Genomic DNA, 21,452 nt, shown 5'->3' on the forward strand with positions numbered 1-21,452 from the left:
TGGGTGGGCATCCGCGGGCGCGATTCCGGAATGCGGACGGCGTGGCCGCGTGCGGTCCGGCGCACCCGACCGCCACCATGGACGGTGCTCTCGCTGGCGGAGTTGGCGATTCTGCGGATCTGACGGGCCACCGCGCCGGCGTGCACACTCCACGCGGGCGCGAGTCAACCTGCCGATCGCAGAACTTCCCCAACTCCAGAGGAGTATCACCATGTTCCATTCGCGTACCCGAATCACCCTGGCCGGCACCGGTATCGCCGCCGTCCTGCTCATCGCCGGCTGTAGCAACGGGGACTCGAACACCTCGACGCCCGCATCGCACGCTCCGGCGACCGGTATGTCGGATATGCCCGGCATGAACCACGACAAGCCCACGGGCGCCACCGCGCCCACCCGGACCGACTTCACCGACGCCGACGTCTCGTTCCTGGAGATGATGTATCCGCACCACGCCCAGGCGGTCGAGATGGCGAAGCTGGTCCCGGGCAGGTCACAGAATCAGCAGCTGATCGCGCTGGCGGCGGATGTGGAGAAGGCCCAGGCCCCGGAGATGCGACAGTTCACGGAGTTGCTGGGCAGCTTCGGCAAACCGGCGCCCGGGGCGATGGGGCACGAGATGCCCGGCATGATGTCGCACGATCAGATGTCGGCGCTCGAGAATGCCACCGGGCCGGAGTTCGATCGGATGTGGATGCGAATGATGATCGACCATCACCAAGGGGCCATAGATATGGCGAACACCGAGCTGGCGCAGGGCGTGAATCCGGACGCCAAGGCGCTCGCCCAGGCCATCGTCACCGCCCAGCAGGCCGAGATCCAGCAGATGCGGGGCATGCTCGGCTGAGTACACGCGTCGCGGGTGTGCCTCGCGGGCACACCCGCGCGGGCCGGTCAGCTGCCGATGACGGCGTTCATGATGGTCCCCGCGCTGGTCGCGACGCCGCCACCGATCATCGCGCCGGCGATCATCTTCGGCGACTCCAGGCTCCCGCCGCTCCACTTCTCCCAGGCGAACTTGCCGCCACCGTAGGTGACGGCCGTGACGCCGGAGAGCAGAACGAACCAGGTGAAGTACCGGACCAGCTTCATGAGCTTGTCGGCCGCCGGCGGGGTCTCCGGCGTGGGATTGCCGACCTGGGCCAGCACCGTGCTGTACATATCGTGGGCTGCGGCGAGAACCATGCTCACGGTCGTTGTCCTCTCGGATGCTGAGGTGATGCCGGTGTGTAGCGATACGCCCGGATGGCGCGCTGGGCGGCTGAGCATGCAGCTAGAACTCGTCGATCACATCAATTGAACCGCATTTGCTGCTTACCCCGTGAGCGGACACACCAACATCGCCGCAGCTGATCACGCGACCGAAAACCTGCGCCCCGTTTAGGGCTGGTTCTCACGACACGCCTACAGCGAGGACACCAATTCTCGGAGCACCGGCAGGCCGACCGAACCCGCTCCCAGGACGACGTCGTGGAAAGCCTTGATGTCGAAGCGATCACCGAGGCGCTCGGTCGCCAGGGCGCGCTGCCGGAGGATCTCCAGCTGACCCACCTTGTAGGCGACGGCCTGGCCGGGGATGGCGATGTAGCGGTCGACCTCGACGACGATCTCCGAGACGGCGACCGGCGCGTTGGCGGTCATGAAGTCGACCGCCTGCTGCCTGGTCCAGCCCTTGGCGTGCAGTCCGGTGTCGACGACCAGGCGGCACGAGCGCCAGGAGTCGGCGGCCAGCATGCCGACGCGGGCCAGATCGTCGCCGTACAGGCCCATCTCGTCGGCGAGCCGCTCGGCGTACAGCCCCCAGCCCTCGACGAAGGCGGTGTTGGCGAACGACTGCCGCTGGAATCGCGGCAGGTGGTCGAGTTCGTTGGCGATGGTCAATTGCAGATGATGACCCGGGATGGCCTCGTGGAAGGCCACCGCGGCGGTCTCGAAACGGTTGCGGCCCTTGGCATCACGCAGGTTGACGAAGTACGTGCCCGGCCGGGAGCCGTCGGCGGCGGGCGGGAAGTAGTACGCCCCCGGAGCATCCGCGGCGAGGTAGTCCGGAACCGGGACGATCTCGCAGGATTCGCGGGGCAGGCGCCCGAACCAGCGGGGCATCTCGGCCAGCGCCGCGCCCAGGTAGCGCCGGGCATCGGCCAGGATCTCGTCGGCGTCGGAGTAGCGCAGGGCGGTGTCCTCGCGCAGGCGGGTGAAGATCACGGACTGGTCGGTCGTTCCGAACAGTCGTTCGCCCACCTTCGCGTACTCCTCGCGCAGTCGCTCGAGTTCGGCCAGGCCCAGGGCGTGGATCTCGTCGGCGCCCAGATCGGGCAGGGTGGTGTGGCGATGCAGCTGGCGGCGGTAGATGTCGGCCCCGTCGTCGCCCAGCCAGCACAGGCCGGGCCGGTCGTCGGGGCGGGCGGCGGGCAGCAGTTCGCCGGCGAGGACGTCGCGGTAGGCCCGGAACGCCGGGCGGATGACATCGGCGGCCACCTCGGACAGCGTTGTGCGCCATTCCTTTTCGCCGTCCCAGTCCGAGGGGCCGGAGAGAGTGACGAAAGGATCGTCCGCGAGATCGGAGGCCAGGTAGCCGTCGAGCTGGTTGAGCGACCGCTCGACGGTGATGCGCGCGGGCGTGCGCCCGGCCGCCAGCCCCGCCCGAAACCGGCCCGCGGCCTGGTCCAGCAGCGTGCCGAACTGCCGGTGCCGCCGCACCAGGGCCTCGGCGTTCTCCGGCTGCGGGGCGTTGACCTGCGACGCCAGCGTCAGCAGTCCGGCGTGCACGCCGTCCATCTGATCCGACGCCAGCTCCGCCGGCCGCCAGGACAGCTGGCCGATCCCGGACTCGAGTTCGGTCTGCAGCAGGCTGCGGGTGATGCGGTCCTCGGCGGTCAGGCGGGCCGGATCGAGCACGGACACCCGGCCGAGCAGGCCCTGCCAGACCGTCAGCAGCCGCTGTTCGGCGGCCTCCGACAGGTCCTCGATACGATCGTCGAAGCGCCTGTCCCCCAGCAGCGTCGCCGAACTCGGCGACGCCTCCAGCACGCTCTCCCAGTACCGCTCGGCCAGATCCGTCAGCTCGTCGTGGGCATCCATGACGACCATCATGCCGTGGGCGCCTCCCAGGGAACCAGCACGATCTTGCCCCGGACCCGGCCGGATTCGCTGAGCTTGTGCGCCTCGGCGACGTCCGCCAGCGACATCACGCGCTCGACCTCGATGTGCAACGGACCGGATGCGAGGACCGCGCGCAGATCGGATCCCGAGGGCTGGACGTAGATCCGGACGTAGCGCGGATCGTTCTCGGCGTCGGAGCCCTGCGTGTCCAGATAGGCGCCGCCGGGGCGCAGCACCGTGAGGGAGCGGGAGCCGTAGTCGCCGCCGATCAGATCGAGCACGACATCGACGTCGCGCACCGCCGTCGTGAAATCGACTGCGGTGTAATCGATCAGCTCGTCGGCGCCCAGGCCGCGGAGGAATTCGTGGTTGACGGCGCGGGCGGTCCCGATGACGTAGGCGCCGCGGGCCTTGGCGAATTGCACTGCCAGATGGCCCACTCCGCCCGCGGCCGCGTGGATGAGGACGCGCTGCCCCGCGCGCAGTTCGGTCAGCGCCTGCCATCCGGTCAGCGCGACCACCGGCAGCGCGGCCGCGTGCACGTGGTCGAGGTCGGCCGGTTTGGCGGCGAGCGAATCCGCCGGAACCGCAACGTATTCCGCGTATGCTCCGAATGCGCTGAAGAGCATTCCGAACACCTCGTCCCCCGGTGCGAACGCCGTCACGCCCGGACCGAGTTCCGCGACCGTCCCGGAGACGTCGAAGCCGAGGGTGATCGGCAACTCGGGGCTGTGCGGCAGGGCCCCCGAACGGAGTTTCCAGTCGGCCGGATTCACCGAGGTGGCCGCCACCCGGACCAGCACCTCGCCCGCCTGCGGCACCGGCCGCGGCGCCTCCACGGTCTCCAGCACGTCGGGGCCGCCGAATGACTTCTGAGTGATCGCTCGCATGCCACCGATTCTGTGCGGCTTGGTATCTTCTGGAAAGAAGGCACTAATTCGATACCGAGGTACCCGATGGATACTGTCTGTGACTGGGGGGCCGATCCCGACGACCTGGTGAACAGCTACCTGCACCAGTGCCCCGCCCGCGAGATCCTCGCCGTGCTGGCGGACAAGTGGGTCCTGCTGGTGCTGGGCGTCCTGCGCTCGAGCGGCGCCCCCGTCCGCTTCAACGATCTGCGCCGCCGTCTGGACGGCATCACCCAGAAGATGCTCACCCAGACCCTGCGCACGCTGGAACGCGAGGGCCTGGTCCTGCGCTCGGTCTACCCCACAGTCCCGCCCCGCGTCGAGTACTCCCTCACCGACCTCGGCAACGACCTGGGCCGGGTGACACACCTGCTGGGCGAGTGGACCGTCGAGCACAAGGACCAGATCATCGCCGCCCGTGCGGAATTCGACGAACGTCAGGTGGCAGTACCGACTCCCCTCTGATGTCGGGGGTACGGCGGGGAGCATGTCCCGCGATGAAACCGACTCTTCTTCCGGCACGCTTTCGGCCGGAATCCATTGCGGGAGATGACGGCTGGATAGGACGGGCGGTCAGCAGCCGGAGCGTCAGATAGGCCATGTGCAGGTGGAGGGCCAAGGCGCGGCGGGCGAAGGCTACCGACCAGACCGTGGTGGTTCCTTCGGGGGCGGGGGCGCCTGCGAAGCGGGCGGCTATCCAGTCGGTCATGACCGGGATGCCGAGGAATTGGAGGGGGAGGTGGGTGCTGAGGCGGTCGCGTATGTACCGGACCCGGGCGCCGGCCTCGGTGTAGCGGTGGACCAGGGCGTCCACGTCGGCGGCGGCGATGACCTCGTCGTTGACGCCCTGGAGGACGAACAGGGGCATCTCCGGGGCGTGGGCGCCGGGGCGGATGTCGTCGAGGATCTCCACCATCCGGGGGTGGGTTATCAGGGCGGCCAGGCCGGTGTCGGAATGTCTGTCCACATTGCGGCGGGCCAGCGCCGCGAGCAACGGAATGGTCGGCGTCACTTCGGCTTTCGCGAGCATGGCCAGATAGCGCGGGCGCAGCCGGCCGCGCAGGACGTCGTCCAGTTCGGGATATCCCCGGCGCAGGCCCGCGGTGAACACCATCGCGAATCCGGCGAACCAGGTGCCGTTGAGCCGCACGAACGCATTGCCGGGATCGCCGACCGGCGAACCCGCGACCGCGCCCACGATGCCGAGTTCGGGCGCGTAGCCGGCGGCGAGTTCGGCCGCCCACGCGGTGGCCAGTCCCCCGCCCGAATACCCCCACAGCGCAACCGGTGTCGTCGCCGCATCACCCCCGATCGGCGCGAACGACAGCGCGGCGCGAATACCGTCCAGCGCCCGGTAACCAGGCTCCCGCGCGACCCCGAACCGCCCGCCGAGGCCGCCGTGATCGGGCACCGACACCGCCCACCCCCGCGCCAGCGCCGCGACGATCAGCGGCAGCTCCAGTTGCGGAATCGCGCCGAGCGCCCGCGCGCCCCGTCGCAGGGCGTAAGACGGAAAACACTGCGGCGCAACGGCATCGATCGCGCACTGGAACGACACCAGCGGCCTCGACGGGTCCGGCCGGGACCCGTGGGGCAGAAGCACCGTGGTGACCGCCGCCTCCGCCACACCGTCGCGATCCCGGGTGCGATAGAGCAGCTGCCACGCCGACACCCGAAGCGGGACAACGCCGAACACCGCGAGTTCGACCACGCGGCTGCGTAGCACAGCCCCGTCCGGCAGCCGCTGGAATCCGTCCGGCGCCCGGTAGAAGGGATCCCGGTCGGGCAACAGCGGGCGCTGGCTCACAGCCCGCCCCCGCCGCCGACGAACCAGGGATTGAACGCGCACACCAGATCCGGCTGTCCGGCCGGATCGAGCGCGTGCAGGGCGATCGACAGCGCCCGCGGCGAGTACATCATCGTCAGGTGATCGGACAGATCCTGTTCGCACCCGTTCTGCAGGGTGACGTTGTCGACCGTGGCATCCGCCCCGGCGCGCAGGAAGGTCAGCTCGAGCGGATTCATCACCTCGTCGTAGCGCGACCCGACGACCGTGTACGCGACCCCGGGAACGGTATCGCCGGCGGCGTTCAGCCGCGTCACGAATTCCGAGCCGACCGCCTGCTCGAAATTGGCGGGCCCGATGATCGGCCGGTAGAAGCCCAGGATGTCGAGGCCCGCGTTGGTGATCAACCGGCCCAGGGTCGCCATCCCGAGCATCGATGTGCCGTGATGGGTGGCGCCGAAGGTGACCAGCCGCTCCACCTTCCCGGCGCCGCCCTCGAATTTCAGATACTGGTTCGACACCGTCCCGCCCTGCGAATGGGCCACGATATCGACCCGCTCGGCATGCGTGGCCGCGCGCACCCGATCGACGAAGGCGCCGAGCTGCCGCGCGGAATCCTCGATCCGGCCCACACCGAAGCGCCCCGGCAGGATCGGGCCGATCCCGCCGCCCTCGAGAATTCCCGACAACCCGTAATCCAGGGCGAATACGCAATATCCCTCGCGGGCCAGTTTCGGCGATATGTACGCGAAATTGTCGTAGGCATTCAGCCACGTCCCGTGCACCAGCACCACCGGATTCGGATGTGCCGCACTCGGAACGCAGTCCCAGCGGTTGGCGCCGGGCGGCGCGGCATTCGGATGGGTGAGGCCGTAGGCGAACGCGGGGAGATACGCCGACATCTCCGGGCCCTCGCCGATCGCCTCGGCCGCACGGCTGACCACCTCGCCGGATCCGGAACCGCTCCCGGAGTCGACGATCGGCCGGGGCACCCGCCCGTCCGGCGCGGGACGCAGGCCCGCGGCCACTTGGTCGGCCAGGTCGGCCGCGGCGGGCGGCGGGGCGGGCGCCGCCGCGGCCGCACCCGCTACCATCGCGGCGGCGACCACGACCGCACCGGCCATCGCCGCGCCGACCGAGGCGCTCCGCCGAATCTTTCGCATCATTGCAAAACCTTCCGTGTGACACGAGGCGACCGCGCACCACAGTCCCGCCGGAATTGTGGCGCCGATCATTTCTCGTGCCCGATGTGATGTCGAACATATCGACCCCACGAGAAATGTAGAGCCCGGAATCCCCCACTGTCACTGCACTTGGACGAACAGATATCCACGACCCCTTTGTCGCCCGCGACAAAAAACGGTTCCCGGAAACGCAACCCTTGCCGCTCACTCTGTCGCGCACAACAATCACCAGCATGTCGGTCGCCGTTCACCCGCTGCCCAGCTCCCCCGGTCTAGCCGCCCGCATGCTCGATCGCCTGCCCCAGTTCGCCGAGCGCATCCTGGCCTCCGGCCTGGGTTCGACACCCCAGGCCGCGGACCTCCCCGAGGACCACTTCCTCGAGGTGCTGCCGGCGATCTACGGCTGCGCGCACGCCTTCCTGCACGCGACGGAACAGCGGCGCGAATTCGGCCAGGAGGAGGTCGCCGAACTCATCCTCCCGGTGGTGCGGCACCACGCCGAGGACCGGCTGCCGCTGCGCCTGCTGATGGAGGCGGTGCACCTTTCGGCGCGGCAGGTGCTCCGCGAGGCGGTGGAACTCGCCGACCCGTCCGAACTCACCGAACTGGTGGATTTCGGCGACCGGCTGCTGCAACTGCTCATGCACATCACCGCGATCACGGTCGAGTCCTACGGCGATGTCGAGCAATCGATCTACCACGCGGAACGCGAGGCCCGCCGCGCGCTGTGCGCCGCGATACTGCGTGGTCAGCCCGCCGAGGAACTGGCCGCCCGCGCCGATATCGCCCTGGCCGACCGCTACACCGTGCTCGCGATCCAGCCACGGCCGGAGGACCAGCCCGCCGCGGTCGCGAATCTGCTCATCCGGCGCCGCATCCGGCTGCTGCAGCACACCCTGGACCGGCTGGCCAATGCCCCTACTTTGCATACCTTCGACGGTGCCTCCGGGATTGCTCTGCTGCCCAGCGGATCCGATCTGGACCGGGTCGAAACATCGCGGCTGGCAACCGAACTCGCCGAGCAATTCGACGCGGACGTCTTCCTGGCCGAGATCCCGGCCGCCACGCGCGCCGATGTGCCCGTCGCCGCCCGGCAGGCCGCCGAGCTGGCCGAACTGGCCCGGCTGCTGGGCCGGCCGGGCGGCGCCTACCGGTTCGACGACCTGCTGCTCGAGTACCAGCTCACCCGCCCCGGCCCCGCCCGCGACCGGCTGGCCGAGCGCATCGCCCCGCTGCTGCGCAGCCCGCATCTGATGGAGACCCTGGACGCCCATCTGCGCCACGGCCCGGACCGCAAGGCGGCGGCCGCCGAGATCCACGTCCACCCCAATACATTCAGCTACCGCCTACGCCGCATCGCCGAGCTGACCGGCACCGATCCCGCCGATCCGAACGGCTCCCGGCTGCTGGCCGCGGCGCTCACGGTGCACCGCCTGCATCCGATGCCCGACGATGCCGCCGGATAACCGAAAGTGCGCGAGCCGCCGTCACTTTCGAGACGGGAAGTTGCGCCCGCCGGGGTGCCGTCGCTAGGGTTGGCCGCCAATAGGAACGTTGTAGTTCCTTGAATCCCCCCAGCGCGGAGCCCTGCATGAGCGGACGCACATCTCATGATCTTCGGAGTCTGTCCCGGCAGCTTGTCGGACACTTCGCTACCCACGTGGCATCGTGCGCCACATTGCCCGGGGATGCCCTGCACGGCGATATCACCACGGTCACCCGGGTCTGCCTGGAACTGACGATCGACCTGCTCGAGGGCCGCGATCCCAGCGACAAGGTGGCGCGCCTGCAGCGGGCCGCCGCGGACTGGGCCCGCGAGGGCATCCCGATCGACACCGTGCACCACGCGGTCCACGAGGGGTTCCGCCTGGCCTTCGATCTGCTGCTGAACAAGACCGATCCGGCGCAGCGGCCCGAGGACCCCGCGCAGTTGCTGCTGCGGACGCTCGACACCATCACCCCGGCCGTCGCGCTGGCCTACGTGCGCGAGCATCAGGCCGCGGTGACCGAGCACCACACCGCGGTGCACACTCTGGTCTCGGCGCTGCTGGCCGGGCATCCGACCTCGACCATGGCCCGCGAGAGCGGTATCGAGATCGGGCCGGCGTACGCGGTTCTCGCCGTTCACGTGCCGCGCCACCGCGACGAGACGCATCCGAACGTGGATCCCAAGGTCGTCGCCCGCCGCAAGCTCCGGCGACTACAGGCCGAACTGGGCGCCCGCTGCGGCGGCCGCGCCCTGTCGCTGCTCAGCGTCGACGGCGGCACCGTGCTGATCCCCGGCGACCTGGCCTCCGAGGACACGACCACCGAGGCGCCCATCGACGAGCTGGTACCCGGACTGTCCGCCGCCGCCCAGGTTCCCGTCACCGCCACGATCATCTCGGCCACCACCCCGCAGATTCCCGACGCCGCCGACCGCGCGCACGAACTGCTGGACATGGTCTTACGCCTGGACAGCGCCCCCGGCCTGTACCGGTTCGCCGACCTGGCCATGGAGTACCAGCTCACCCGGCCCGGCCCCGGCCTGGACCGGCTCGGCGCACTGCTCGACCCGCTCGAGACCTACCCGGATCTGCTGGACACGCTGCGCCGCCACCTCGCCACGGGCCTGTCGCGCCAGCGCACCGCCCGGCAGTTGCAGGTGCACACCAACACCGTCGACTACCGCCTCAAGCGCATCGGCCAGCTCACGGGCCTGGACCCCGCCCAGCCCAGCGGCCTCTGGTACCTACGCGCCGCCCTCATAGCCCGCACCTACCGAGACGCCGCCCCCGGCAACGGCATTCACTGACCCCTCCCCGCGCCGCATAGGGCCAGGGCTGTGCGGGTGAAGAGGGGGGCCAGGTCGGGGAGGGCGGCGGCGCCGCGCTCGTGGAGGCAATCGCGGATGCGGTCGTCTATGCCGCCGAGCAGCATGTCGATCATCTGGCGGTCCGGTTCCACGGACAGTTCTCCGCGGCCCACGCCGAGGCGGGCCACATCGATGATGTAGTCGGCGAACAGCCGGTGCACGCGGGCGCGATGGGAGACCAGCGGGCCGCCCGCGACGAGCGTCTCCACGTACAGGGCGCGGGTGGCCGCCGGTTGCGCGGCCAGGACGGCCAGGTAGATCTCGAACAGGGCGCGCACCCGGTCGTGGAAGACCGCCGAGCCGGAGGCGTCCACCGCGTCGCGCAACCGGCGCAGACCCATATCGACGCCGTAATCGTAAGCGGCGGCGAAACATTCGTCCTTGGACGAGAACATGGCGTAGAAGGTGCGCCGGGCCACCTGGGCCCGCGACACGATATCCGCGACCGTGGTCGCGGAGTATCCGAGCTCGCCGACCGCGACGAGCGCCGCCCCGCACAACCGCCGGTACTGCGACGACTGCACCTCGGCACGGGTCAGCCGGTGCCGGCCCCGCGGTAAGGGGCCGGTGCGTCCTCCGGTCTGCGCGCTCATGCACACAGGATATTGAGCAAACGCACAGCCCTCTCGATGGCCACCGAACCGGTCGGGCTGTACTTCCACGAGATCGCTACATGATGGCTGGGGCGGGGCGGCTCAATCGGGCTCGCGGAGCAGGAAATTCGGCACCAGATCGCCCCGCGGCGGGATCAGATGCCCGGCATCGGGCACCAGCTGCACCTCGGCCCGGGTGCAGGCGCGCAGCCGCCGCGCGGTCTGCGCCGAATCGAGCAGAACGTCCCGCGCGCCGACCACCACGAGCAGCTCCGCCGTGATCGCGGCCAGCTGCGCGTCGGTGAACAGCGGGATCGGATCCATCCGCGGCCGGAAGTGCCGGGCGACGGTCGCGGTGTCGTCCACCAGCCGGTCGGCGCCGGGCGTCCGTTCCAACCCGGGACCTAGGAGGTAGCGGCTCAGAGCGCGCCGGCCCGGACCCCCGCCCAGCGACAGCAGCAGCGCCGGCGCCAGGTAACCCCGCCGCTGCCGCCCGATTCCGCTCGGCGACAGCAGCGCCATCCGCGTAATCCGGCCCGGCCGCCGCACCGCGTGGTCCAGCGCGATCCAGCCGCCGAGCGAGACGGCCAGCACCGCCGTCTCCCCGACCGCACACCGGTCCAGCACCGCGTCCAGCCAGGCGGCGTAGCGCCCCGACCCGAGCGGCGGCCGGGTGGGCGCGCTGCCGCCCGGCTCGCCGATGATGTCGACGGCCAGCACGCGAAACCTGCTGGCCAGCATGGTCATCGCCGGCAGCCACGCCGCGGAGTTGGTGGCCGAGCCGTGCAGCAGCACCAGCGGCGGCGCCTGCGGCGACCCCGCCGTGAGCAGGAAGGTCTCGCCGTCCGGCACGGAGACGCGCCGTCGCTCCAGCGGAATCGGCGCCTGCGCCAATCGTTCTCGATATCGCTCGGTCAGGACCCGATGGCCCGCGGCACTGCGGTAGATATCGATCACGACGCCGGGGCGGTGCGGACCGCCCCGATCGACAATCCGTTCATGCCCCCTGATTCTTCCAGCCGAATCCGGTCACGGTGCGGCATTCGGCGGCGAAAACCGTACGGGCGACGGTTCACTCGCTCTTCGCCACGGTGCCGATCCGCCCGGTAGCGAAATTTCCCATTTACCGCAAATCGCACCCCGGGCCGGGCGGATTCGCGAGTGTCGGCGCAGGTCAACGGATTCGGTGGCAAACACTCGGAAACCGGTGCGGCAACCCTCTGGGAAAGATGTTTGCTAGAAGGTAGCCTTCGTTCATGGCCACGATCGGGCAGTTGCGGGCGGCGCTGGCGATTCTGCACGCCGAGGTCGACGAGGTGGCGCAGCAGGTCTGGAGCCGGGAGATGGCCGGCTCGGATACGGCGGCGGTCGAGCACGCCATGCTGGCCGGACTGCTGTACCGGCTGATGGGCGCCGACCTGCGACATTCGCTGACCAGCGCGCCCGATATCGCCACCCTGGAGGACCGGGCCCGCGCCGCCGGCCCCAGCGCGGTGTCGATGTCCGGCGAGGACCTCTGCGCGCAAGCGCATTTCGAGGCCTACTGGCTGACCGACCGGATCGCCGAACTGTTCGGCGACGCCGAGACCGTCCCGGCCCCGCTGGCCGCCGCGGCCCACACCGCCGAGGCCGCCCGCACCCTGTTGCGCATCCATCGCGAACTGGCCGAGGGCGTCCGCTTCGACGCCGGCCACGCGGGCTGGACGGCCGTGCTCGATCAGCTCGACCGCGCGCGGGCGCTGGCCCGCGCCGCCCACGCGGCCGCCGAGACCGCGCCGCAGCACGGCCTCGTCCAGCCCGGGTGAGCGGCGCTCCGGCCGCTGGCTACTTCGCGCCGGTGCGCAACACCGAATGCCGTACGCCATAGCTGAAATACAGCACGAAGCCCACGACCATCCAGATGAGGAATCGCAGCCAGGTCTCCACCGACAGGTTCAGCATCAGCCACAGGCACGCCAGCACCGCGAGGATCGGAACCACCGGGACCAGCGGCACGCGGAAGCCGCGCGGCAGGTCCGGCCGGGTCCGGCGCAGGATCAGCACACCGATCGACACCAGCACGAACGCGAACAGCGTGCCGATGTTGACCATCTCCTCGAGGGTGCCGAACTCCACGAATCCGGCCAGCACCGCGCAGATCACGCCGACGATGACGGTGATCCGGACCGGGGTGCCCTTCTTCCCGGTGCGGGCCAGCGAGCGCGGCATCAGCCCGTCGCGCGACATCGCGAACAGCACCCGGGTCTGACCCAGGAACATCACCATCACCACGGTGGTCAGACCGGCCAGCGCGCCGATGGAGATGACGTTCTTCGCCCACGTCACCCCGTGCAGCGCGAAGGCGGTCGCGAGCGTGGCGTCCTTTCCGGCCAGATCGGTATAGGGCACCATGCCGGTCAGCACCAGCGAGACGACCACGTACAGCACGGTCACGATCAGCAGCGAGCCGAGAATGCCGCGCGGCACGTTGCGCTGCGGATTCTTGGTCTCCTCGGCGGTGGTGGCGACGACGTCGAAACCGATGAAGGCGAAGAAGACCAGGCTCGCGGCGGCCAGCAGGCCGTACCAGCCGAAGGTGCTGTTACCGGCGCCGGTCAGCCACGAGAACAGCGACTGGTGCACGCCGCTGCCGGCATCGCTCGGCTCCGACGGCGGGATGAACGGCTTCAGGTTGGACGCCTTGAAGTACGTCAGGCCGAGGACCACCACCAGCGCGATCACCGCCAGCTTGATCGCGACCGCCACCGCGGACACCCGCGAGGACACCTTGGTCCCGATCACCAGCAGCACCGTGAGCACCGCGATCAGCAGCACCGCGCCCCAGTCGAAACTGACCGAGCCGAAATGCACGATCGGCGAGAGCGATCCGATCACCTCGCCCAGATATTGGGACCAGCCCTTGGCCACCACCGACGCGGCGAGCGCGAACTCCAGCACGAGGTCCCAGCCGATGATCCAGGCGGCGAACTCACCGAAGGTGGCGTACGAGAAGGTGTACGCGCTCCCGGCCACCGGCACGGTCGAGGCGAACTCCGCGTAGCAGAGGGCGGTGAGCCCGCAGGCGATCGCGGCGAAGACGAACGCCAGCGAGACCGAGGGCCCGGCGACATTGCCCGCGGTGCGCGCCGTCAGTGTGAAGATGCCGGCGCCGACCACCACGGCGACGCCAAAAATTGTCAGATCCCACGCCGTGAGATCCCGGCGCAGTTTCGCATCCGGTTCATCCGTATCGCGAAGCGACTGCTCGACACTTTTGGTGCGAAACAGACCGCCCCACCGGCTCGCCGACGCAGAGTTTGTTACCTGCTGTTCTGGCTCCGGTATAGCCAAGTTCTTCTCCTCCGTCCGCGGCGCCCACGCCGGACACCGCGCTTTCAGACGTGCTGGCAGAATCTAACAGCAGGAGAGTGTGATCTGCGTCTCGGGTCGCCGACTCGAGACCAACCTGATGCCCGCGTCATACGGGCCGGTAACAGAGGGCCGACAGGAGCCCGAGGAATTCGCGCCCCGCGCCGGAACCCGCCCAGCGGAGGTGGCCGAGCAGGTGGTCGCGATAGGCGATATCGGCGTTCTCGTGGTTCGGGCGCGGCAGGACGGTCAGGAAGTACTCGATCTCCGACAGCTCGTACACGACGTGGACCAGGGGGAACAATGCGGGCAGCGCCTCCCGCTCGGCATCGCTCAGCGGACGCGCCGCCCGGTAGGCGTCGAGGAAGGCGGTGAGCTGATCGACCGGGACGCGCGCGGGACCGCCGGCCCGCAGCGACAGCCAGTCGACCGCGAACCGCTCGATCGCCGTGGCCACATCGAAGACGGCCGTGGTGCGGTTGGCCAGGCCGAAGTCGATGACCGCCGTGACCTCGTCCCCGGTCCACAGCAGGTTGGTGCCGTGCCAGTCGTTGTGCGTCCACAATGCGGGCAGGTCCGGCACCTCGGCCCGCAGGGGGTGCGATTCGCTGCGCAGCGCGGCGATGTCTTCCCGCCACCGATGGGCCGCCAGGAAGTCCGCCAGCTCGGGCCGCCGGGCCGCCCACTCCTCGACCGTCGCGACGAGATCGGTGCACAGCCCGGCCTGCAACGGGCGCGGCGGCCGCGCGGGAGCGTCGTAGCCCTCGGCGGCGTGATGCAGGCGCGCCAGCATGCGCCCGGACGCGGCGGCCTGCGCCACCGAGAGATAGGGCGACCACGAGAAGCTCCGCCGGTAGAGGTCCGCACCCGTGCCGACCTCCTGTGTCTCGTAGACGAATTCGCCACGAGTGACGGTCCGCGGCACCCGTGGCACCGGAATTCCGTGCGCCCGTAGATGATCCATGTACGCGTGCTCCTCGGCCAGTGCCGCGGTGTCACGCAACGCGATCGGCAGCCGCTTCACCACGAGCCGCTCGCCGCCCGTCCGCACCAGCGACGTCGACGACAGCGGGCGCGGACTGCGCCATTCCACGGATACCGGTTCCGGACGGCCGGAATGCGGCACCACCTCGGCGATCTCGTCGAGTTCCGGTGGCGGCCAGTCGGGTTCGGCCAGCGGGCTCGCGCCCATCCCGAAGACGCGGCCGTCAGTCACGGGCGATCCGCCGTTCGATCACCACCAGCACGCCGGTGGCCAGTCCCGCGGCGGCGAAGGCGAACAGCGAGGCTGACGACCACCAGCCCGGATGCACCCCGAGCGCGTTCTGCACAGCGGTCCACAGCCGCGCCCACCATTCCACCGACCCCGGGTTGAACAGCTGGTAGACCGCGAAACCCAGCAGCCACGGCAGCAGCATCAGCGGTCGAGCCGGCGCGGACTCGGACAGATCCCAGCCGAATCGTCCCCTCCCCCAGCAGAAGTCGACCACCAGCACCGCGCACAGCGGCACGAATACCGAGCCGATCAGCAGGAGGAAGTTGGAGAAGCCGGTGAAGTCCCGCACGCCGAGCGCCAGCACGGTGGCCAGCGCGCCGACCCCCGCCGCCAGCAGGCGGCGGTCCACGCGCGGCAGGAAATTCTGTAGCGACATGGCAGTGGAGTACACGTTGGCGAAGGACTGGTCGGATTCGCGCAGCACCAGCACCGCGAAGAACAGCCACCCGGCCGCGACGCCGAGGAAGGTGTCGAAGATCCGATCCGGATCGCCCCCGACCTGGATCAGCGCGACCACACCCAGCAGATAGCACCAGGTCTGGGCGACCGAATAGCCGAGCATGGTGGCGCCCGTGGCGGCGCGGGCGGATCGCGCGTGCCGGGTGTAGTCGGCGGCCAGCGGCACGAACGACACCGCGACCGCGAGGGCGGTGTCCACGCCGGGGAAGAAACCGCTCCACGAGGTGCCCGGCACCGGCGGGAGCGGATGGCGCAGCAGCTGCACGGTGAAATACAGCATCGAGATCGCCACCGCCACGGTGACGTACTTGCGCAGGATGTGCAGCACGCTCAGCGGCCAGATGGCCATCACCGTGCACAATGCCCCCGCGGCCAGGATGACGACCGCATGACTCACCCGATCGTGGGTGAGCACCCGGACGCCGCCGGAGATGACGGTCAGCTCGAAGACGCCCCAGCCGACGCACTGCACGATATTGGCCAGCGTCGGCAGATAGGACAGCCGCGTGCCGAACAGGCCCCGGAAGTTCGCCATGGCGGGTGCGCCGGTCCGGGCGCCGACCGCGCCGGCCGCCGCAACCATGCCCGTGCCGAGCAGCGTGCCGAGAACGGTGGCCAGCAACGCGCCCGCGATCGGCAGCTGCGGATGCCCCGCCGGCTGCAACACGTAGACGGCGCCGGTGAAGCCGATGAGGCTGACCCCGAGATTCGCCCAGAACGCGGTCTGATCCCAGAAGGACAGGCTGCGAGCCGGGTCGGTGGTGAGCACGAGGGGCGCCTCGGCGGACCGCCTGCGCGCACGGTTGATCGTCATAGCGGCTCTCATGCTACGGACCGAGCCATTCCGACCCATCCGCGCACCGCAGGCCGCCTTACCGGTAATCTCGTGCCGGATGGTTAGTGTCACCACCCCCGTCCTGCCTACCGCCGCGACCCACCGATTCGGGCGCGGGGTGTGGCTGATTCCGGCATTGCTGATCGCGGTGGTCGCGTGGTGGCTGCTACATCCGACCTGGCCGCTGAAGCCGATCGGCCGGGAATTCATCGATCTGCAGGTCTACCGCCTCGGGGTGCAGGCGTGGTGGCACGGCTCGGATATGTACGGGACGCTGCCGAAGACGACCGTCGGGATCGGGCTGCCGTTCATCTACCCCCCGTTCGCGGCGCTGGCGCTGAGCCCGTTCGCGATGCTGCCCCTGCACGCCTCGTCGATCGCGTTCTTCGTCGTCTCCACCGCGGCGCTGGCGGTGACCCTCTACTTCGTCGCCCGCCGGGTCTGGGACGGCGGTACCGAACTCATGCTGTGGGCCACGGCCTGCGCGGTGCCGCTGGGCCTGCTGCTGGAGCCGATCCATTCGACGCTCGACTTCGGCCAGGTGAACATCATCCTGATGGTCCTGGTGGTCGCCGACTGCATGGCCACGCGGCCGAAGTGGAAGCGCGGCATGCTGGTCGGCCTGGCCGCGGCCATCAAGCTGACCCCGGCGGCGTTCGTCCTCTACTTCCTGGTGCGCCGCGACTACAAGGCCGCCGCCACCGCCGCGATCACCGGCGTGGTGACCAGCGCGCTGGCCTACGCGATCATGCCGGGCGAATCGACGCGGTACTGGTTCGGCGGTATGGGCAACGTGTCCGGGCTGAGCGGTTCGGCGTTCCACACCAACCAGTCGATCCAGGGCGTGCTGTCGCGCCTGCAGGTGCCCCGGCCGGAATTCACCGTGGTGTGGCTGCTGCTGTCGCTGGCGCTGCTGGCACTGGTCGTGACGGCCATGCGGCAGGCGTCGGACGCACCGGCGCTCGCGCTGGCCTTCAATGCCGTGTTCACACTGCTGGTTTCGCCGATCTCGTGGTCGCACCACTGGGTGTGGATCGCGCCGGCCCTGATGGCCGCAGTGGGCGTCGCGACCCGGCTCCCGCGACGGCAGGCACTGATCTGGTACGCGGTCGTCACGGTGACGACGATCGTCTTCGTCATCGGCCCGCAGAACTGGGAGCCCGGCGACGACAACCGCGAATACGCCTGGACGCCTTGGCAACACATCATCGGCAACACCTACGTGTGGCTGAGCGTCCTGCTGGTGGCGGTGTACGTGGTGGCCGCGCGGAGGCGCAGCGCGCGCGAATGAACGAGATCTCCGACGGCCGGCTGCTGCGCGGTGCGCGCTCGCGGCAGGCCGTCACCCGCCACGCCGCCGATATCGCCTCGGTCGACGGGCTCGGCGGGCTGAGTTTCGGACGTCTGGCCGACGATCTCGGAATCAGCAAGGCCGGAATCCAGACGCTGTTCCGGACGAAGGAGAGGTTGCAGCTGGCCACCGTGGCCGCCGCGGCCGAGATCTTCACCGACCGTGTGATCCGTCCGGCGGAGGAGGCCGCCGAGGGCGCACCGCGCCTGCGCGCGCTCGTCGCCGCCTGGCTGGACTACGCGGCCGAGCCGGTCTTCCCCGGCGGCTGCTTCTGGAGCGCCACCCTGCCCGAATTCGACAGCCGCCCAGGGCCGGTCCGCGACGCCCTGATCGAACAGCACCGCGGCTGGATCGCCCTGCTGACCCGGGAGGCCGAAAACGCGGCTGCCGCAGGTGAACTGCCCGGCGCCGAACCGGGACTCGCCGCCGTCCAGCTCGCGGCGGTGCTCACGGCCACCAATATCGCTCTCCGGCTCGGTGATTCGAGCAGCCTGGACACCGCGCGCCGCATCGTCGACGGCATGCTCGGCGAACCCCCGCGACCTGCCACTCAGCGCACCCGGAAGACGCGGTAGGCCACGCCGCCCTCGACCGGATATCCGGATCCCACGCAGACGATGTCGTTCAGCCAGGCGTAGCCCGGCGCACCCGTCTCGAACAGCGGCGCGGTGCGAAAGTAGTAGCGGGACGGATCGACGCCGTAGCGGCCGCCCGGCGCGCCCATCTCGGCGCGGACCTCGGGCGGGATGGTCCAGCGGCCGCCGTAGGTCATCGACACCAGGGCCCCGTCGTGCGTGCGCAGCGTCAGCCGGACATCCAGGGTCATGGTGCCGTCCGGGCGGAACAACGCCCAATCCCCGCCGCCCGCAACGACTTCGCCACGCAGGCCGGGACCCTCGAACGAACCCCCGGCCGCGCCGAACAGCACCCGCCGCCCGAACGGCCCCTCGCCGATCGAGAGCGGGGTATTCAGGTCGACGACGATATCGAACAGGTGCTCCGTCGCGATCTGCCCGACGTCTTTCACACGTGTATCCGTCACCACTAAAGAATGCGGTCGGTCGTATGTATTGTCAAACGGCCGGGCCCGGCCCGAAATATCCCGATCCCCCCTACACTGAGCCGCGTGTTCGTTCGACGGCTGCTCGCCATATCACTGTTTGCCCTGGTCACCCCGCTCGCGGTGGCTGCCTGCACCGCCGAGGGGGCCGGGACCAAATCCGAGTGCGCCGTCAGCGGTTGTACGGTCACCTTCGATCGCGGCGTGAACGCCAAGGCCAGCATCCTCGGCGTGGAGGCGGAACTGCTTGCGGTGGAGGGCGATACGGTCACGCTGAAGGTGGCCGGCCAGCAGGTCGACGTCCCGGTCGGGCAGACCCAGCCCTCCGACGGCCTCAGCATCACGGTGCAGGAGGTCACGCAGGACAAGGTCGTCGTGAAGTTCGCAACGGGTGTGAACGGCAACCCCTCCTGACGTGGTGCCCGCCCAGTGATTCCGGCCGAAAGCACGCCGGAATCACTGGGCTGGAACGAGGGTGAACGGCGGCGGTCACCAGCCGCCGAGCGCTCCTTGGTTCTGAATGGCCAGGGACTGCGCGTTATCGGCGCCCAGGAATGGCAAGAGGGCCAGGAAGACAACCATCGACATCGGTAAAGCTCCTACGTACTCGTCGGTTCCGATGCCTCTACCGTCTCAGATCGATCGGCCTCCGCGCACGGCGAATCACCGATTCGGACGTCACAATAGGGACCAACGACCCTAGGCCAGGCTCGCGGCGGCCTCTACCATCATCTGCCGCGAGCGCTCCGGCGGCTCGGCCTGCACGCTCAGGCGGTCCATGACGCGCCGGTAGAGCTCCAGATCTGTCAAGCGGTCCAGATACAGCGCGCTTGTCAACTGCTCTATATAGACGATGTCGGGAAGTTCGGCTTCGGCGAAGCGCAGCATCGTGAACGAGCTGCCCGCGGCCGCGTGCCCGCCGGCGGCGTACGGCAGCACCTGGATGGTCACGTTCAGGCGGTCGGACATCTCGACCAGATGCTCGAGCTGGCCGCGCAGCACCTTGTTGCCGCCGATGGGCCGGTGCAGCACCGTTTCGTCGAGGACCGCCCACAGCGTCGGGCCGCCCTCGCGGTCCAGGATCTCCTGGCGGCGCCGGCGCAGCTCCACGCGCCGGGACTCCTCGGCCTGCTCGTGGCCGAGCGCGACGATGGCGCGGGTGTACTCCTCGGTCTGCAGCAGACCCGGAACCAGTTGCGCCTCAAAGGTTCTGATCGAGTGCGCGGCATGTTCGAGGCCGATGTAGGTCTCGAACCACTGTGGCAGCAGATCGCTGTAGCGGTGCCACCAGCCCGGCTGATTGGCCTTGCGGACCAGATCCAGGAACGACTCGCGCTCCTCGGTATCGGTGACCTTGTACAGCGTCAGCAGGTCGCGGATATCGCGTTCCTTGAATCCGGTGCGACCCAGTTCCAGCCTGCTGATCTTGGCGTGCGAACCGCGGATGTGCTCGCCGGCGGCCTCGCGCGTGATGCCACACTGCTCGCGCAGCTTGCGAAGCTGCCCGCCGACGGCGATCCGGAGCGCCGTCGGACCGCGTTCGGCGACAAGCGAATCCACGCTGCCGATCCGAAACGGGACGGGTTCTGGGATCATCTGTTTCTGCTCCGATGCTCGACGGTCACCGGCGGTGTGGCCGTAAAACCGCGAACTACACCGCGTCGAACGCCTATCATACTCCCGCGCCGCTTCCTGACCAGTCCGTTCGGCCTCGCAGCGTGCGAAGTCGGGGGGTGGTCCCCCCGATCCCCCTGTCGGCCTGGGTTGAATCTTGTACTGTCACTTCGGCAGACCACACCATCACCCGTTCGTGCCTCCGTTTTTCCGGAGCCAACACCTCGGGCCTCTACGAGGAGCCGACCCATCATGCCGACAGGGCACAACACGGAGATCCGTACCGACATCCCACACTCCGCCCGGATCTGGAACTACTGGATGGGTGGTAAGGACAACTATGACATCGATCGTGAAGTCGGCGACGCGAGTCTGCAGATAGATCCGGATATCGGGACGATGGCGACCGAGAGCAGACGGTTCCTCATCCGCGCGGTGACCCATCTGGCGCGCGAGGAGGGCATCCGGCAGTTCCTCGACATCGGCACCGGCCTGCCCACCATGCAGAACACCCACGAGGTCGCGCAGAGCATCACTCCCGACTCCCGAGTCGTCTACGTGGACAACGACCCGCTGGTGCTGACGCACGCGCGCGCCCTGCTGACCAGCACCACCCACGAGGGCGTCACCACCTACATCGAGTCCGATTTCCACGACCCCGAGCAGATCCTGGCCGACGCCAGGAACATCCTGAACTTCACCCAGCCGATCGGCGTGATGTTCATGGGCGTGCTCGGACACGCCCAGACCTACGACGACGTGCTGCGGATCGTGCGCACCGTGATGGGCGAGGTGCCCTCCGGCAGCTACCTCGTGTACTGGGACGGCACCGTGGACAGCCCCACCTACGTCGCGATGTGCGAGGAGTACGCCAAATCCGGTGGCGTGCCGTATCACACGCGCACCCAGGACGAGCTGCGCGCGGTCTTCGACGGCTTCGAACTCCTGGACCCCGGCTTCGGAAAGGTCACCCACTGGCGCCGGTCCGAACTGGAACTGGTCGGTATGCGCGATATCGCCGCCTACGGCGGGGTGGCCCGCAAGCCCTGAGATCACCCCGTCTCCCCGGCCGCGGTCGAATA

21 protein-coding genes are annotated in these 21,452 nt (G+C 69.3%); 9 read left to right on the top strand and 12 right to left on the bottom strand.

The features are described from left to right. The first annotated feature begins 211 nt into the window (after window positions 1-211). Complete coding sequence (locus ON41_RS40630) at window positions 212-844, top strand: DUF305 domain-containing protein (protein ID WP_083905660.1); 633 nt, start codon at window positions 212-214, stop codon at window positions 842-844. Window positions 845-891: 47 nt separating this feature from the next. Here the strand turns inward: ON41_RS40630 and ON41_RS26440 are convergent, their stop codons facing one another. The 3 genes from ON41_RS26440 to ON41_RS26450 form a co-directional block, all read right to left on the bottom strand. Further along, entirely contained in the window at window positions 892-1,182 is a 291-nt protein-coding gene (locus tag ON41_RS26440; RefSeq protein ID WP_174411365.1) for a hypothetical protein, read from the bottom strand. A gap of 219 nt (window positions 1,183-1,401) precedes the next feature. Next, a complete protein-coding gene (locus tag ON41_RS26445) occupies window positions 1,402-3,078 on the bottom strand; it encodes a DUF885 domain-containing protein (protein ID WP_246460892.1) in 1,677 nt (558 codons plus the stop codon). Window positions 3,079-3,086: 8 nt separating this feature from the next. Then, window positions 3,087-3,989: an NADP-dependent oxidoreductase gene (locus tag ON41_RS26450; protein ID WP_040750535.1), complete on the bottom strand. Its 903-nt coding sequence runs from the start codon at window positions 3,987-3,989 to the stop codon at window positions 3,087-3,089. A 66-nt stretch (window positions 3,990-4,055) separates the two neighbouring features. Between ON41_RS26450 and ON41_RS26455 the strand changes: the two genes are divergently transcribed. Continuing rightward, window positions 4,056-4,475: a winged helix-turn-helix transcriptional regulator gene (locus ON41_RS26455; protein WP_051162524.1), complete on the top strand. Its 420-nt coding sequence runs from the start codon at window positions 4,056-4,058 to the stop codon at window positions 4,473-4,475. Here ON41_RS26455 and ON41_RS26460 read toward each other — a convergent pair. Together ON41_RS26460 and ON41_RS26465 are read right to left on the bottom strand one after the other, a co-directional pair. Continuing rightward, on the bottom strand, window positions 4,417-5,817 hold the full coding sequence (locus ON41_RS26460) for a lipase family protein (protein ID WP_063709958.1): 1,401 nt from the start codon (window positions 5,815-5,817) through the stop codon (window positions 4,417-4,419). The two genes, ON41_RS26455 and ON41_RS26460, sit on opposite strands and share 59 nt — an antisense overlap. Beyond that, window positions 5,814-6,962 (bottom strand): esterase/lipase family protein, encoded by a 1,149-nt coding sequence (locus ON41_RS26465; RefSeq protein ID WP_040750536.1) that lies wholly within the window; start codon window positions 6,960-6,962, stop codon window positions 5,814-5,816. Before ON41_RS26465 ends, ON41_RS26460 begins: the two co-directional genes overlap by 4 nt. Window positions 6,963-7,213: 251 nt before the next feature. Here ON41_RS26465 and ON41_RS26470 point away from each other — a divergent pair, with 251 nt between their 5' ends. Continuing rightward, window positions 7,214-8,446, top strand: coding sequence for a PucR family transcriptional regulator (locus ON41_RS26470; RefSeq protein ID WP_040750589.1), 1,233 nt, complete (start codon window positions 7,214-7,216; stop codon window positions 8,444-8,446). Between the two features lie 125 nt (window positions 8,447-8,571). Continuing rightward, complete coding sequence (locus tag ON41_RS26475) at window positions 8,572-9,774, top strand: PucR family transcriptional regulator (RefSeq protein ID WP_040750538.1); 1,203 nt, start codon at window positions 8,572-8,574, stop codon at window positions 9,772-9,774. On the opposite strand, the gene ON41_RS26480 is transcribed toward ON41_RS26475, so the two are convergent. After that, complete coding sequence (locus ON41_RS26480; RefSeq protein ID WP_040750539.1) at window positions 9,768-10,427, bottom strand: TetR/AcrR family transcriptional regulator; 660 nt, start codon at window positions 10,425-10,427, stop codon at window positions 9,768-9,770. The genes ON41_RS26475 and ON41_RS26480 overlap by 7 nt on opposite strands. A 102-nt stretch (window positions 10,428-10,529) precedes the next feature. Further along, the gene (locus tag ON41_RS26485; protein ID WP_040750540.1) at window positions 10,530-11,384 is read right to left on the bottom strand and encodes an alpha/beta fold hydrolase; all 855 of its coding nucleotides are present in this window, start codon (window positions 11,382-11,384) and stop codon (window positions 10,530-10,532) included. A 299-nt stretch (window positions 11,385-11,683) separates the two neighbouring features. Between ON41_RS26485 and ON41_RS26490 the strand changes: the two genes are divergently transcribed. Beyond that, a complete protein-coding gene (locus ON41_RS26490; RefSeq protein WP_040750542.1) occupies window positions 11,684-12,232 on the top strand; it encodes a hypothetical protein in 549 nt (182 codons plus the stop codon). A gap of 19 nt (window positions 12,233-12,251) precedes the next feature. On the opposite strand, the gene ON41_RS26495 is transcribed toward ON41_RS26490, so the two are convergent. The 3 genes from ON41_RS26495 to ON41_RS26505 all read right to left on the bottom strand — a co-directional run bounded on the left by ON41_RS26495 (window position 12,252) and on the right by ON41_RS26505 (window position 16,324). Then, complete coding sequence (locus tag ON41_RS26495) at window positions 12,252-13,751, bottom strand: amino acid permease (RefSeq protein ID WP_051162548.1); 1,500 nt, start codon at window positions 13,749-13,751, stop codon at window positions 12,252-12,254. A gap of 133 nt (window positions 13,752-13,884) precedes the next feature. Further along, on the bottom strand, window positions 13,885-14,991 hold the full coding sequence (locus ON41_RS26500) for a phosphotransferase enzyme family protein (protein WP_051162526.1): 1,107 nt from the start codon (window positions 14,989-14,991) through the stop codon (window positions 13,885-13,887). After that, window positions 14,984-16,324 carry a purine-cytosine permease family protein gene (locus ON41_RS26505; RefSeq protein ID WP_040750545.1) on the bottom strand — a complete coding sequence of 447 codons (1,341 nt, stop codon included), beginning with the start codon at window positions 16,322-16,324 and terminating at the stop codon, window positions 14,984-14,986. Before ON41_RS26505 ends, ON41_RS26500 begins: the two co-directional genes overlap by 8 nt. 79 nt (window positions 16,325-16,403) lie before the next feature. On the opposite strand from ON41_RS26505, the gene ON41_RS26510 reads away from it, so the two are divergent. Both ON41_RS26510 and ON41_RS26515 read left to right on the top strand, forming a co-directional pair. Continuing rightward, the gene (locus tag ON41_RS26510) at window positions 16,404-17,636 is read left to right on the top strand and encodes a glycosyltransferase 87 family protein (protein ID WP_063709959.1); all 1,233 of its coding nucleotides are present in this window, start codon (window positions 16,404-16,406) and stop codon (window positions 17,634-17,636) included. Continuing rightward, window positions 17,633-18,271 (top strand): TetR/AcrR family transcriptional regulator, encoded by a 639-nt coding sequence (locus ON41_RS26515; RefSeq protein ID WP_040750547.1) that lies wholly within the window; start codon window positions 17,633-17,635, stop codon window positions 18,269-18,271. The genes ON41_RS26510 and ON41_RS26515 overlap by 4 nt, the downstream gene beginning before the upstream one ends. Here ON41_RS26515 and ON41_RS26520 read toward each other — a convergent pair. Beyond that, window positions 18,247-18,738, bottom strand: coding sequence for a DUF3237 domain-containing protein (locus ON41_RS26520; protein ID WP_218003565.1), 492 nt, complete (start codon window positions 18,736-18,738; stop codon window positions 18,247-18,249). The two genes, ON41_RS26515 and ON41_RS26520, sit on opposite strands and share 25 nt — an antisense overlap. A gap of 84 nt (window positions 18,739-18,822) precedes the next feature. On the opposite strand from ON41_RS26520, the gene ON41_RS26525 reads away from it, so the two are divergent. Continuing rightward, entirely contained in the window at window positions 18,823-19,170 is a 348-nt protein-coding gene (locus tag ON41_RS26525) for a hypothetical protein (protein ID WP_051162530.1), read from the top strand. A gap of 285 nt (window positions 19,171-19,455) precedes the next feature. Here the strand turns inward: ON41_RS26525 and ON41_RS26530 are convergent, their stop codons facing one another. Then, window positions 19,456-20,352 carry a Sco1979 family transcriptional regulator gene (locus tag ON41_RS26530; RefSeq protein ID WP_040750549.1) on the bottom strand — a complete coding sequence of 299 codons (897 nt, stop codon included), beginning with the start codon at window positions 20,350-20,352 and terminating at the stop codon, window positions 19,456-19,458. Window positions 20,353-20,622: 270 nt separating this feature from the next. Here ON41_RS26530 and ON41_RS26535 point away from each other — a divergent pair, with 270 nt between their 5' ends. Then, window positions 20,623-21,420, top strand: coding sequence for an SAM-dependent methyltransferase (locus ON41_RS26535; RefSeq protein WP_040750550.1), 798 nt, complete (start codon window positions 20,623-20,625; stop codon window positions 21,418-21,420). Window positions 21,421-21,452 lie beyond the last annotated feature (32 nt).

Origin of the sequence: Nocardia transvalensis NBRC 15921 (assembly GCF_000308875.1) — a bacterium.
Lineage (GTDB): Bacteria > Actinomycetota > Actinomycetes > Mycobacteriales > Mycobacteriaceae > Nocardia > Nocardia transvalensis.